This window comes from Brevundimonas sp., from assembly GCF_036405315.1.
In the GTDB taxonomy this organism is placed as follows: domain Bacteria; phylum Pseudomonadota; class Alphaproteobacteria; order Caulobacterales; family Caulobacteraceae; genus Brevundimonas.
Map to the genome: position 1 here is coordinate 1 of NZ_DASWXW010000195.1, position 13142 is coordinate 13142.

16 protein-coding genes are annotated in these 13142 nt (G+C 69.0%); 4 read left to right on the forward strand and 12 right to left on the reverse strand.

Annotated features, from left to right (window positions below; all coding sequences use genetic code 11):
- The first annotated feature begins 125 nt into the window (after positions 1–125).
- Positions 126–368: a hypothetical protein gene (locus VGE49_RS12045; RefSeq protein ID WP_331034785.1), complete on the forward strand. Its 243-nt coding sequence runs from the start codon at positions 126–128 to the stop codon at positions 366–368.
- Positions 369–496: 128 nt separating this feature from the next.
- On the opposite strand, the gene VGE49_RS12050 is transcribed toward VGE49_RS12045, so the two are convergent.
- The 12 genes from VGE49_RS12050 to VGE49_RS12105 all read right to left on the reverse strand — a co-directional run bounded on the left by VGE49_RS12050 (position 497) and on the right by VGE49_RS12105 (position 10497).
- Positions 497–1966, reverse strand: coding sequence for an amidohydrolase family protein (locus tag VGE49_RS12050; protein WP_331034786.1), 1470 nt, complete (start codon positions 1964–1966; stop codon positions 497–499).
- 40 nt (positions 1967–2006) lie between these two features.
- Positions 2007–2420, reverse strand: a complete 414-nt coding sequence (locus VGE49_RS12055; RefSeq protein ID WP_331034787.1) for a DUF1801 domain-containing protein — start codon at positions 2418–2420, stop codon at positions 2007–2009.
- Positions 2413–2823, reverse strand: coding sequence for a cupin domain-containing protein (locus tag VGE49_RS12060; protein WP_331034788.1), 411 nt, complete (start codon positions 2821–2823; stop codon positions 2413–2415). Before VGE49_RS12060 ends, VGE49_RS12055 begins: the two co-directional genes overlap by 8 nt.
- A gap of 71 nt (positions 2824–2894) precedes the next feature.
- The gene (locus tag VGE49_RS12065) at positions 2895–4313 is read right to left on the reverse strand and encodes an NAD(P)(+) transhydrogenase (Re/Si-specific) subunit beta (RefSeq protein WP_331034789.1); all 1419 of its coding nucleotides are present in this window, start codon (positions 4311–4313) and stop codon (positions 2895–2897) included.
- Positions 4314–4345: 32 nt separating this feature from the next.
- On the reverse strand, positions 4346–4723 hold the full coding sequence (locus tag VGE49_RS12070; RefSeq protein ID WP_331034790.1) for a hypothetical protein: 378 nt from the start codon (positions 4721–4723) through the stop codon (positions 4346–4348).
- Positions 4724–4734: 11 nt separating this feature from the next.
- Positions 4735–5019 (reverse strand): hypothetical protein, encoded by a 285-nt coding sequence (locus VGE49_RS12075; RefSeq protein ID WP_331034791.1) that lies wholly within the window; start codon positions 5017–5019, stop codon positions 4735–4737.
- A complete protein-coding gene (locus tag VGE49_RS12080; RefSeq protein WP_331034792.1) occupies positions 5016–5342 on the reverse strand; it encodes an NAD(P) transhydrogenase subunit alpha part 2 in 327 nt (108 codons plus the stop codon). The genes VGE49_RS12075 and VGE49_RS12080 overlap by 4 nt, the downstream gene beginning before the upstream one ends.
- A gap of 1 nt (position 5343) precedes the next feature.
- Positions 5344–5613: a hypothetical protein gene (locus VGE49_RS12085; protein ID WP_331034793.1), complete on the reverse strand. Its 270-nt coding sequence runs from the start codon at positions 5611–5613 to the stop codon at positions 5344–5346.
- Entirely contained in the window at positions 5610–6743 is a 1134-nt protein-coding gene (locus tag VGE49_RS12090) for a Re/Si-specific NAD(P)(+) transhydrogenase subunit alpha (protein WP_331034794.1), read from the reverse strand. The genes VGE49_RS12085 and VGE49_RS12090 overlap by 4 nt, the downstream gene beginning before the upstream one ends.
- Before the next feature lie 231 nt (positions 6744–6974).
- Positions 6975–7223 carry an aa3-type cytochrome c oxidase subunit IV gene (locus tag VGE49_RS12095; protein WP_331034795.1) on the reverse strand — a complete coding sequence of 83 codons (249 nt, stop codon included), beginning with the start codon at positions 7221–7223 and terminating at the stop codon, positions 6975–6977.
- Between the two features lie 73 nt (positions 7224–7296).
- Entirely contained in the window at positions 7297–8661 is a 1365-nt protein-coding gene (locus tag VGE49_RS12100; protein WP_331034796.1) for a serine hydrolase domain-containing protein, read from the reverse strand.
- Between the two features lie 36 nt (positions 8662–8697).
- Entirely contained in the window at positions 8698–10497 is a 1800-nt protein-coding gene (locus VGE49_RS12105; RefSeq protein ID WP_331034797.1) for a M3 family oligoendopeptidase, read from the reverse strand.
- A gap of 83 nt (positions 10498–10580) precedes the next feature.
- On the opposite strand from VGE49_RS12105, the gene VGE49_RS12110 reads away from it, so the two are divergent.
- The 3 genes from VGE49_RS12110 to VGE49_RS12120 all read left to right on the forward strand — a co-directional run.
- Entirely contained in the window at positions 10581–11054 is a 474-nt protein-coding gene (locus tag VGE49_RS12110) for a DUF1203 domain-containing protein (RefSeq protein WP_331034798.1), read from the forward strand.
- A 77-nt stretch (positions 11055–11131) separates the two neighbouring features.
- Entirely contained in the window at positions 11132–12937 is a 1806-nt protein-coding gene (locus VGE49_RS12115; protein ID WP_331034799.1) for a DUF4153 domain-containing protein, read from the forward strand.
- A 113-nt stretch (positions 12938–13050) separates the two neighbouring features.
- A partial coding sequence (locus VGE49_RS12120; RefSeq protein WP_331034800.1) for a response regulator occupies positions 13051–13142 on the forward strand: 92 nt, incomplete at its 3' end.

Consider the following 13142-nt stretch of genomic DNA (forward strand, 5'->3'; position numbering starts at 1 on the left):
TCAATGACCATCGCCGCCTTGTCGTGCCGCAAGAAACTTCTCCACAGAGATACGTCCGAAACTGACGCAATGCTGTCGCATCCTCTCAACATCAGCAAGAGGCAATCGCTTCAGGAGATCACGACATGGCCTTCGCCCGCACCCCGACGGTTCAAAAGCCCGCCAAGAAGACCTTCGCCGACCGCTACATGATCGTGCCGTGCGAGGCCGAGGGCGACCTGGCCGTCATCTGGGACCGTCAGGAAGAACAGGTCGTGGACGTCATCTCCGCCTCGGCCAGCAGCCGGTACTCGGACGAGGACGCCCTGTGGGACGAGTTCCACGCCCCCGCCGTCGCCGCTCGTTCCGACTGGCGCATGGCGGCCTGACCATATTGATCCGCTCATCCCCGCGGAGGCGGGGACCCAGTGCCTTGGCTTGCAAGCGCCCAGGTCGGATTGGCGGCGGCGCGTGAGGCTCTTGCCGGGTCCCCGAGAACGAGATCCCGCCTTCAGGGTCAGGACGCCGGCGAAGGCGTGAAGCGGGCGTTGCGCGCGACGACGCGGGCGCGGATCTCGCCGCGCATCCGCTCCAGTTCGCCCGCATCGATCAGGCGGCCGCGCAGCACCACCTCGGCGATGCGACGCGTCGCCGAGACGTCGGCCAGGGGGTCGGCCTCCAGCACCAGCAGGTCGGCCGACTTGCCCGCCGCCACGGCGCCGTAACGCGCGCCCTGGTTGAGGAAGCGTGGTCCGTCCACGACCGAGCCCATCAGCGCCTCGCGCGGCGTCAGGCCCAGCTTCACATAGAGCTCCAGCTCGTCGTGCAGCGAGAAGCCCGGATAGTTGAACGAGTTGAGGAAGCCCGCGTCCGTCCCGGTCAGGATGACCACGCCCGCGTCGCGGAGCATGGGCAGGGTGCGGGCGGTGACGTCCTTGACGAAGTGGCGGTCCTCGACTTGCTGCGGCGTGGCCCGCGCGGCGCGTTCGACCCGCCAGGCATAGGTGGCGCGAATGCCCGGCCCGACATAGGCCAGGCCGTCGTCGTGCGAATGGTCGTCCAGATCAAGGTTCGCGAGCGTGGTCGAACCATAGAGGGTCGGCGACACCGCCGTGCCCAGCTCCCTAAGACGGGCATAGACCCGCCGCGCCGTATCGACATCGAAGGTGTCGGCGTAGCGCCGCATGGTCTGGGCGTAGGTGTACTTGCCCGCCAGATAGTCGGCGGCGATGGCGGCCTCATCCTTCGAGCCCGCCTTCATGGCGTAGTCGAGGTGTTCGATGGACGACAGGCCCGCCTCGGCGGCCTCCAGCACGGTGATGCTGGCCGGGATATGGGCCGAGGTCTTCATGCCCCGCTTCTTCGCCTCGCGCACGGCGTAGAGGAAGAGCTCGGGCTTCAGGGTGTTGTCGGTGATCTTGACGAAGTCGACGCGCAGGGCCTGCAGGCGGTCCAGGGCGGCGTCCACATCGGCCTCGCTGCCGGTCTCGATCACGCCCTTCCAGACCGGGGCTATGCCCTCGATCTTGGGGCCGGAGGTGAAGATGCGCGGGCTGTCCGGCGTCGGCGGGGCGTCGCGCCAGTCCAGCACCTGCTGCGCCAGATCGCCCGCCGCGTCGCGCACCGCCACCACGCCATTGAGGACGTAGAGCGGCATCAGCTCGGCGTTCTCCTCGATCAGGGCCTCGCCCCCGCCGAAGTGGACGTGCATGTCCCACAGGCCCGGCATGACATAGCGGTCGTGCAGGTCCTGCGTCCGCGCCGCGCGATAACGGCGGGCCTCGCCTTCCGGCAGGACGGCGACGATGTCGCCGCCGCGCACGGCCACCAGTTGATCGGGCGTCGTCGTTCCCTTCTCGACATCGACCACCGTGGCCGAGGTCAGCAGCAGATCGACCGTCTCGACCGGCGTTTCAACGGCCCTCAGCGGCGCCGTGGCGCAGGCGGACAACAGGGCGGCGGCGGCGACGATCAGGAAGGTGCGCATGGCGTTCGCTATACGCGGGTCCGCGCTCGTCGCAAGCGGATCAGGGATAGCGGCGGTTCATCTCGTCCCGGCTGGCGACGCACAGTTCGCGCAGGACGCCCATGTCCACCTGATCCAGACGCTTGATGTAGAGGCAGGCCACGCTGGTCGTGTGCGGCCCCAACCGCGCCAGCATCGCCTCGGTCTCCGGCGTCGAGGCCAGATAGAGGGTCAGGGCCGCCTTGCGCGGCGAGAAGCCCATGCGCGGCCAGTCGGCGGGCTTCCTGGTCGAGTTGACGTAGGTGTAGCGGCCGAAGCCGACGATGGACGGCCCCCACATGACCGGCGCCTCGCCCGTGATCTCGCGCATCAGGGCGCAGAGGATGCGGCCCTCTTCACGTCGCCGCGCCGGTTCGGCGGCGGCCAGAAAATCCTCGACCGAGGCGTCGGTGGGCTGGGTCTTGAGTTCAGACATGGGGCGGCTCCACCGCTTCAATCGCCAATCCCGGCGCCGTCGAACAGGCGGCCAGGCTCCAGTCGCCCTGACTGCGCATCCTTCGCCACGCCCCGGCGGGCGCCGCGATCTGCCGCTGATCAGGACCCAGCACCAACGACCGCAGCCCCCGATCCGTCGCGATCTCCAGCGCCAGCGGCGCCCCCATGTAGAAGGCCCAGATCTCGGTCGTCTCGACCAGCCGCCAGTCGTCCGCGTCGTCCGCCGTCAGCAGGCGATAGGCCGTCACGGCCTCCGACCCGCAGGCCGCCAGCCCCGGATCGCGCGCCATCGGCCGAAAATGCCCGCCCTCGGGATGCGGGGTCAGCGACAGGTTGGCGATGATCTCGTCCGCGCTGAACTCGATCTCCCCCTCCTCCGTCATGGCCGCCCCAATGATGATTTCACGGCCTTGATGGCGCTGTTCGCGACGGGACTCAACGCCCGCCCTCACCCCTAGAGCGCCTTCACGATCCCCTCGACCATCTTCTTGGCGTCGGCGAACAGCATCATGGTGTTGTCGCGGAAGAAGAGCTCGTTCTCGACGCCGGCATAGCCCGCCGCCATGCCGCGCTTGATGAAGAGGACGGTGCCCGCCTTCTCCACGTCCAGCACCGGCATGCCGTAGATGGGCGATTGCGGGTCGGTCTTGGCGGCGGGGTTGGTGACGTCGTTGGCGCCGATGACGAAGGCCACGTCGGCGGTCGAGAACTCGGAGTTGATGTCCTCCAGCTCGAACACCTCGTCGTAGGGGACGCTGGCCTCGGCCAGCAGGACGTTCATGTGGCCCGGCATCCGGCCCGCGACGGGGTGGATGGCGTACTTCACCTCGACGCCCTCTTCCTTGAGGATGTCGGCCATTTCGCGCAGGGCGTGCTGGGCCTGGGCCACGGCCATGCCGTAGCCGGGGACGATGATGACCTTCGACGCGTTCTTCATGATGAAGGCGGCGTCCTCGGCCGAGCCCTGCTTGACCGGTCGCGTCTCGACCACGCCGCCGCCCGCCGCCGCCGCGTCCCCGCCGCCGAAGCCGCCCAGGATGACGCTGATGAAGCTGCGGTTCATGCCCTTGCACATGATGTAGCTGAGGATGGCGCCCGACGACCCGACCAGGGCGCCGGTGATGATCAGGGCGATGTTCTCCAGCGTGAAGCCCAGTGCCGCCGCCGCCCAGCCGGAGTAGGAGTTCAGCATCGACACCACGACGGGCATGTCGGCGCCGCCGATGGGGATGATCAGGGTCGCGCCGAGAATGAGCGCGATGGCGAAGACGCCCCAGAAGGCCCAGATGGCCGTGCCGCCGGTGCCGATCAGGATGCCGATCAGGAAGACCAGCCCCAGGCCCAGGCCGATGTTGATCAGGTGCCGCGCCGGCAGCAGGATCGGCGAGCCGCTCATGTTCCCGTTCAGCTTGGCGAAGGCGATGACCGAGCCGGCGAAGGTGATGGCCCCGATGGCCACGCCCAGGCTCAGCTCGACGATCGACAGGGTCTTGATGCCGCCGCTGGCCGTCATGATGCCGAAGGCGTCAGGGGCGTAGACGGCGCCGACGGCCACCAGACAGGCGGCCAGACCGACCAGGGAGTGGAAGGCCGCGACCAGCTGCGGCATGGCCGTCATAGGCACCCGCCGGGCGATCAGGGCGCCGGCGCCCCCGCCGACCACAACCCCGCCGCCGATCAGGCCCAGCGTCAGCAGGTCCAGCGCGCCGGAGGCCCCCAGCGTCAGCAGGGTCACGCCGACGGCCAGGGCCATGCCGACCATGCCCAGCGTATTGCCGCGCCGGCTGGTCTCCGGGCTGGACAGCCCCCGAAGGGAGAGGATGAACAGGACCCCCGCGACCAGATAGGCCAGCGCGGCTATGGATGCGTTCATCGGATCCCCTCCCCCGAGGTTGTTTCAGCGTGTCAGAAAACGTTGATGACGGCCGGCTTGGCCGGGTCGTTGGTGCCGGCCGCGGTGGCCGTGCCGTTCTTGACCAGGGCGACGCCGACGCCGCCTTGGCCGCCGGTCTTGGTGATGCGGCAGCTGCCGTTGTCGCTGGGCAGGCGACCGGCCATGCGGCCCGTGCCGGTGTGGTTGATGCGGTTGAAGTGGATGCCGCGCACGGTCACGGGGGCGAACTGGCATTCCAGCGCCCAGCTGGCGCCCTGGGGCGCGGCGACCGACCAGTGCAGGCCGTTGTAGGGGTTCTGGCCGACCTCTTCGGTCTTCTGGGCCGAGGCGGCGCCCGATGCGGCGACGGCGGCGGTCAGGACAGCGGCGAAAATCAGGGAGGTCTTCATCACGGTTACTCTCAGCGTTTGGTCAGACTTTGGGTGCGGGTCAGCCGCCACAGGGCGGCGGCGATGAACAGCGGCCCCAGTATAAACATGGCCCAGTCGAAGACGGTCATCTCGCGATCCTGAATCACGATCCGCGTCAGCACGGCGGCGAAGACCAGCACCACGCCGCAGTCCTGAAACCGCAGCCTGCCGATGGGGTCCTTGACCCGCACCCAGCTCCAGATCCACAGGGCCACGCCCAGGCCGGTGACGGCCCAGGAGACATAGAAGGCGAACAGAACAGGCGAGAAGATCACGAGGCCTTGAGCCTTTCTTTCTTCTTATACATGGCCAGCATCCGTCGCGTGACCATGAAGCCGCCGAAGATGTTGACGCTGGCCAGGGTCACGGCGACCACGCCCGCGCCCTTGGCGATCCAGGCGTTCGGCCCGGCGGCCTCGGGACTGAGCGCCGCCGCGGCGATCAGGCCGCCGACGATGATGACGCTGGAAATGGCGTTGGTCACGGCCATCAGCGGCGTGTGCAGGGCGGGCGTGACGCTCCACACCACATAATAGCCGACGAAGATCGCCAGGACGAAGATGGCCAAGCGGAAGACGGTGGGATCGACGTGTTCCATATCAGCTCCTTGCGCCACTTGCTGCGACGGCGGCTTCCAGACGCTCAACGCGCCGATCGATGCTGGCAAGAAGGCGAAGCGCGCCGCCCCCAACAATGCCGCCCCCCAAAGCACCAAACCCCAAGATTGGCACATAGGCTCCGTATGGCGCCTGCGGATCTGTGAATGCGTAGATCGTGTAGGCCACCAGCAAGACGAATACGAGAATGCCGCCCGCTAACGCGACCCAGCCAAGCAAATCGAGAAGCCAACGAAGTTTGGGCGTCGTCATCCCTTCACGCCTTCATGCACGACGGCCCCGCCATGCGTCACGACGGCGGCCTTGAGGATTTCGTCTTCCAGATCCAGCGTCACGACGCCGTCCTTCAGCATCAATCCGACGAAGGCGGTCAGGTTGCGGGCGTATAGGGCGCTGGCGTCGGCGGCGATGCGGCCCGGCAGGTTGGTGTAGCCGACGATGGACACGCCGTTCGCCGTGGTCACGACCTCGCCCGCCTTGGCGCCGGCGACATTGCCGCCCGCCTCGACCGCCAGATCGATCAGCACCGAGCCGGGCTTCATCAAGGCCACCTGTTCGGCGCTGACCAGCACCGGCGCCGCGCGGCCGGGGATCAGGGCCGTGGTGATGACGATGTCCTGCTTCTTGATGTGTTCGCCGGTCAGAGCGGCCTGCTTGGCCTGGTATTCCGACGACATCGGCTTGGCGTAACCGCCCGCCGTCTGGGCGTTCTTGAACTCTTCGTCCTCGACGGCCAGAAACTTGGCGCCGAGGCTCTCGACCTGTTCCTTGGTGGCCGGACGGACGTCGGTGGCGGTGACCACCGCGCCCAGACGCCGGGCCGTAGCGATAGCCTGCAAGCCCGCGACGCCCACGCCCATGACGAAGACCTTGGCCGGGGCGACCGTGCCCGCCGCCGTCATCATCATCGGGAAGCCCTTGCCGAAGGCGTAGGCCGCCTCGATCACCGCGCGATAACCGGCCAGATTGGCCTGGGACGACAGCACGTCCATGACCTGGGCGCGGGTGATGCGCGGCACGAATTCCATGGCGAAGGCGGTGACGCCGGCGCCCTTCAGCGCCTCGACCGTATCCTTCTCGCGATAGGCGTCCAGCATGGCGACGACGATGGCGCCCGCCTTCAGCGCGCTGATCTCCTGTGCGGTCGGGCCGCGCACCTTCAGCACGATGTCGGCGCCGTCCAGCACCGCGCGGGTGTCCGGCTTCACCAAGGCCCCGGCCTCGGCGTAGTCGGCGTCGGGAATGGAGGAGCCGGTCCCCGTCCCGACCTCGACCGAGACGGTCGCGCCCAGGGCGACCAGCTTCTTCACCGTTTCCGGCGTTACGGCGCAGCGCGTCTCGCCTTCACGGCGCTCGCGGGTCACGGCGATGGCGACAGCCAAGCGAATCCCTCCCTTAATCCCCCAGCCTTCGGACGTTAGGACGAAGCGGAAGGGCGCGTCAAAGTCGGAATTGCTGCACCTGCGTAATTATCTTGCTCAGAATGCCGACGAAGCCCCAATACCAAGCAAGATCATGCTGCGCCGCCGAACAAACCTCAAAAGAAAAGCCCGCCAAGCGCGATGCTCGACGGGCTTTTCGGATATCGCGACGCCGCAGGCGCGGCGCGAAACTCAGTGGGCGGGCTTGGAGCGCAGGGCGAAGAAGCCGGCCACGAACAGGGCCGCGCCGCTGATGAAGCCCGCGAGGAAGCCCGCGCCGACGGCGAACCAGACCGTCAGCAGCAGCAGGATGGCGGCGGTCAGCAGCGAGCCCCACTTGGCCAGGAAGACGAACAGGTGCCAGGTCGAAACCTGTTCCGAGATTTCCATCGAGCCGTGCACGTAGGCGTGTTCGGCGTTGTCTGCGTGCTGGTCGGCCATTCAGGTCTTCCGAAAAGAGTCGAGATTTCGACGGCTCTTATAGCGGTCAGGGCGCGGCGCTCAAGGCCCCGCCTCAATCAAGCGCGGCCAGAACCTCGCGGGCGAAGGCGGCGACGTCGAAACCCTTGCCCGCCGGGTCTTCGCCGCGACGGACGATGACGACGTTGCGGCTGGGCACGATCACCACATACTGGCCCCGATTGCCGAAGGCTGCGAAGGCGTCGGCGGGCACGCCTTCGGAGCGGTTCATCACCCAGAAGGTCGCGCCGTATCCGAACGCCCCGGTCGGCGGCTGCGGCCCCGAGGGCGTCGAGACGAAGGCGCGCCAGGTCTCGGGCAGGATGCGCTCGCCCTCCCACATCCCGTCCTGAACATAGAGCTGGCCGAAGCGGGCCAGGTCCCGCGCCGTGGTCCACACCTGGCTCGACAGGATGTAGTTCCCGCGCCAGTCGGTCTCGGCAAACGTATGCGTCATGCCCAGGCGGTCGAACAGTTCGGCGGGCGGGTGCTTCTCGAACGTCGGCGCGATCGCCATGACCGCCAGCAGGGTGTCGTTGTTGGCGTAGCGATAGGTCGTGCCGACCGGCGCCAGCAGGGGCCAGCCCGGCGCCTGTTCGTCCACGGCGGTTCCGCCGAAATAGAGGGCGTCGGTGCGATTGCCCGCCGTGTCGCTGGTCAGGCCGGACGCCATCCGCATCAGGCTCTCCAGCGTGATGGCGCCGCGCGGATCGCCCTGCCGCCGCCAGTCAGCGATGGCTGCGGGAGCCTTCACATCGACCTCGCCGCGCTGCACCGCCGCCCCGATCAGGGTGCCGGCCAGACTCTTGGCCACCGACCAGGTGCGCTGCGGGACATTGGGGCCAAAGTCAGGGGCGTAGTGCTCGGCGACGATGCGGCCGTCCTGCAAAACCACCACGCCGGTCGTGTTGGTTCCCGCGCCGAAGCCGTCCTTGAAGGCCCGATCGACGGCGCCGGTCAGGGCCGCCGCATCCCCGCGCGGCGTGGCGCTGGGCAGTTCCGGCGCCGAGGTCCGGCGGACCTGCGGCGCGCGGGCCGGGGCGCTGCCGACGACATAGCCCATCGGCTCGATCACGCAGCCGCGCCCCGGCGTATAGGTCGCGATGCGCGGCGGCGCGGCCGCGTCCCAGGCGACGGAGACGACGTCGCCCGCCATCTCCGCCCTCATGTCGGTGATCAGGGGCTGAAGCTCGGGATAGACGCCGACCAGTTCATGGGCCTCGACGCTGGCCGGGGCGCGGCTGGCCCCTGCCGCCCGGGCCGTATGGACGGCGCTGCAAGTCGTCAGGGCCTTGTAGCCCGCCGCCAGGGCGCGATGACTGGCCGTGGGCGGCGACGTCGGCGGAGTCTGGGCGAGCGCCGGCGCCACGACGAGCGTCAATCCGGCGGCGAGGGCGGCGATCTTCAGGGAAGCGGTCATACGGCCACGCTCGGCGGCGCGGCCGTCGCTGTCAACTCAGCCCAGGGCCTCGAACTGATCGACCAGACGCTCAAGCCGCTTCGTGCCGATGGTCCAGAAGGCGGGGTCGCGCGGGTTCAGGCCGAACGGCTTCAGCGCCTCGACATAGGTGTACGCCCCGCCGCCGGACAGCAGGTCGCGATAGAGGGGCGTGAAGGCCGCCGGGTTCTTGGCCCGCGTCTCCATCAGGGCCGCGACCAGCAGGTCGCCGAAGGCGTAGGCGTAGACATAGAAGGGCGAATGGACGAAGTGGCTGACGTAGGCCCACCAGTTCTCATAGCCCGCGTTCAGCCTCACCGCCGGACCGAGGCTGGCGCCCAGTTCCTCCATCCAGATCTCGCCGAGGCGCTCGACCGGGACCTCGCCCGCCGCGCGCTCGTCGTGGAAGCGGGTCTCGAAACGGTGGAAGGCGATCTGGCGCACCACCGTGTTCAACCCGTCCTCGATGCGGCCGGCCAGAAGGGCGCGCTGGTCCTGCGGCGTCGCCTCGGCCAGCAGGCGGTCGAAGGTCAGACCCTCGGCGAAGATGGAGGCGGTCTCGGCCAGGGTCAGGGGCGTGTCGGCCAGCAGGCTGCCTTGCGCCGCCGCCAGGGTCTGATGCACGCCGTGGCCCAGTTCGTGGGCCAGGGTCAGCAGGTCGCGCCGCTCGCCCATCCAGTTCAGGAAGACATAGGGGTGACGGTCCGCCGTCACCGGGTGGGCGTAGGCGCCTGATTGCTTGCCCGCCCGCGCCCGCGCGTCGATCCACGGCCGGTCGAAGAACCAACCGGCGCGCTCGGCGAAGTCGCCGCCCAGATCATTGAAGCTGGCCAGCACCACCTCGCGCGCCTGTTTCCAGTCATAGGTGCGCGGCGGCGTCGCCTCGATGGGGGCGTTGCGGTCCCAGTGGTCCAGGGCCGTCTTGCCCATGGCCTTGGCTTTCAGCGCGTAATAGCGGTGCGAGATGCGCGGATAGGCTTCGGCCACGGCCTCGGCCATGGCGTCGACGCTCTCGCCGTCCACCTCATTGCCCAGATGGCGGCTGTCGGCGGGGCGTTTGAAGCCGCGCCATTTGTCTTCCAGCGCCTTGTCGGCGGCGACGGTGTTCATGACCATGGCCATGGTCTGGGCCTTGTCGGCGAAGGCTTTCGACAGGCCCTCGGCAGCGGCCTGACGCTTGGCGCCGTCGGCGTCGCTGAGGCGGTTCAGGGCCTCGGACAGGGTCAGACTCTCGCCGTCGGCCTCGGCCCGCAGCGCCGCCAGGGTCTCGTCGAACAGGCGCGGCCACTGGGCCTGAATCGGGCCGCGCTCGGCGATGAAGGTCTCCAGCTCGGTGGACAGCTCGTGCGGCTTCATGGCCCGCACCCGGCGCAGCCAGGGCGACCAGCGCGCGGCGGCGGGGTGGCCGGAAAGCGCCGCCGCGATCTCGGCTTCCTCCAGCTGGTTGATCTCCAGCGTCAGCCAGACGGTCGGCGTGGCGATAACCGTCATCTTCTCGCGGATATTCGCCTCGAAGCCCTGCGCGCCTGCATCGTCGCGCGCCGTGGACGCCGCGAGGAAGGCGTAGGCGCCCAGCCCGCCCATGACGTCCGCCGCCTGTTCATACAGGGCGATGGTCTGATCCAGCGCCGCGCCCAGCGCCGCCGCGTCGCCGCGCTGGGCGACGAGTTGGCCCTGATAGGCGTTCATCTGGTCCACCAGCGCCTTGGCCCGGTCCAGATCGGCGCTGATGCGCGCATCCTCGCGCGAGGCGTAGAGGTCAGACAGGTCCCACAGGGGGGCGTCGGCGAATTCGGTCGTCTTGACGGGCGCGTTCATGTCTCTGTTGTGGAGACGCCGCGCCAAGGACGCAACGTCCGAAAGACGCCAGACACGCGCCGCCGGCCGCGCGATGACGCCGCATGACCTATTGCATCACACCCCTGCCGCTGGCGCCTTTCCGGCCCTTGCTCGCGCTCGACGATATCGCACTCGCGGAACACGGCGCCCGCCGCATGGTCGCGCAGACGCCCAACAGCGCCCCCTGCCGCGTCTCCCTGATCGACGCCGAACCGGGCGAAAGCCTGATTCTGCTCAACCACGCCCATCTGACGGCGGCCGCCTCCCCCTATCGGGCGAACGGACCGATCTTCGTGCGTGAAGCCGCTGTCGAGGCGACTCCCGTCATCGGCGCCCTGCCCGCCATTCTGAACGGGCGGCTGCTGTCCCTGCGCGCCTATGACCGGAGTTGGATGATGACCGACGCCGAGGTCGCCGAGGGCGATGCGGTCGAGACCTGGCTCATAGCACGGCTGGCCGATCCCCTGATCGAGACGGTGCATATCCATACCGCCCGACGCGGCTGCTACATGGCCGCAGCCTCGCGCCCCGCCTGACAGCCCCGCCTGGCGGTCAGGCTTCCCATCGGTCGCCTCCGGGTCCACCCTGCCGGCAAAGCTCAGGGGGCCACGCCATGACCGACCCGTTCCACGACCAGACCGGCCGCGCCTCACTGGACGGCGCGCGGGGGCTGGCCGCCGCCCGCATCGGCGTCGGACTGGTTCAGGGCCTGCTGCTCTATGTCCTGTGGCGCAGCGCCGCCCAGAGCGAGGGCCTGAGCGACGCCCTGACCTGGCCCGCGACCCAGCCGCCGCTGTTCGCCGCCCTGGCCCTGGCCTGCGCCTTCACCCCCGTCATGCTGCTGGCCGGGGTCGGGCGGCTGTCGGTGCGGACGCTGGCGCTGTGGGGCTTGATCGCCGCCGCAGCCCTGGCCCTGCTGGGCTGGCACGATGCGGCGCAGCAGGCCCGCGACTATTTCCGCCCGCCCTATCTGCGTTTCCCCACGGTCGCCTTCGCCGCCGCCGCCCTGTTCATCGCCCATCACCTGATCGTCCCTGCGGTCGCAGCTCGGCGCTGGATCGCCGACTTCGACGACTATTTCGACACGGCGTGGAAGGCCGGGGTGCAGCTGGTCCTGTCGCTGGGCTTCACCGGGGCCTTCTGGCTGCTGCTGTTTCTCGGGGCCGCCCTGTTCCGCGTCATCGGCCTGAGCTTCCTGTCGGACCTGATCGGCGAGGAATGGTTCGCCATCCCCGTCACCTGCCTGGTCTTCGCCGTCGCGGTGCAGTTGACCGACGTGCGCAGCGGCCTGATCCGGGGCGTGCGGACCGTGGCCCTGATGCTGCTGTCCTGGCTGTTGCTGGTCATCACGGTTCTGGCGGCGGGCTTCCTGCTGGCCCTGCCCTTCACCGGGCTGGACGGCCTGTGGAAGACGGGCAGCGCCACGGCCCTGGTGCTGTCGGCCGCCGCCGCCCTGATCGTCCTGATCAACACCGCCTATCAGGACGGGTGCGAGGACAACCTGCCGCCCGTGGTGCTGCGGGTGGCCGTGCGGGTCGCCGCCGTTCTGCTGACGCCCCTGATCCTGATCGCGCTCTGGGGCCTGTCCTTGCGCATCGGCCAGCACGGCCTGACCCCGGACCGGATCATCGCCTCGGCCTGCGCCCTGGTGGGGGTCGTCTATGCGGCGGGCTATGGCTGGGCGGCGCTGTCGCCCTTCTGGCGCAAGACCGCCTGGATGAAGCCGCTGGAGCGCACCAATGTCGCCGCCGCCGTCCTGACCGTCGGAGTCATCCTGGCCCTGTTCAGCCCCCTGCTCGACCCGGCCCGACTGTCCGTGGGCGATCAGGTCGCCCGACTGAAGCGCGGCGCCGTCAGCGCGGCCGACTTCGACTACGCCTTCCTGAAATGGAGCGCAGGCCGGACCGGCCGGCGCGCGCTCGCGGAACTGGCCCGCTCCAGCGACGCTGACATCGCCGCCCGCGCCAAGCGCGCCCAGGCGTCCACCTCGCGCTACGACGACGAACGCGCCACGCCGCCGGGCAAGCCCCGGATCACCGCCTGGCCCAAGGGCGCCGTCCTGCCGGAGGGATTCGACGCCCCCGTCTCCAGCGGCGACCCGCGCTTTGCCTGCACCGGGACCGAGGACTGCGTGGCGGTCATGCGCGACATGAACGGCGACGGGCGTGACGAGGTCCTGCTGGCCGCGCGGTTCCAGATCACCCTGTTCGCGGCCGAGGCCGAGGGTTGGCGACCTCAGGCCGACTACCGCGCCGACGCCTGCGTCAGCCCGCGCGGCGCCGACCACCGCGAACTCATCAAGTCGCCGGACGTCGCGCCCGCGCCGTCGCCCTGGCCGGACCTGAGGCTCGGAGCAGCCACCGCGCACCGTCAGGCCCGCATCGACTGCCCGCTGATCATCACTCCTGTTAACCCCTGACTCAGTTCTCCGAAACCCGATCTTCACCCCCTACGGTCTAGGGTGAGCTGGAAACGAGCCGATCCCGAGCAACGAGGACGGCCGTTACGGTGATGTTTTAGGGTGTGTTCCACATGGCCAAGACCGTTCTGGTCGTCGACGATGATCCCACGCAGCGCCGCCTGATTCAGGCGGTGCTCGACCGCGAAGGCTATGCCGTCGTCCA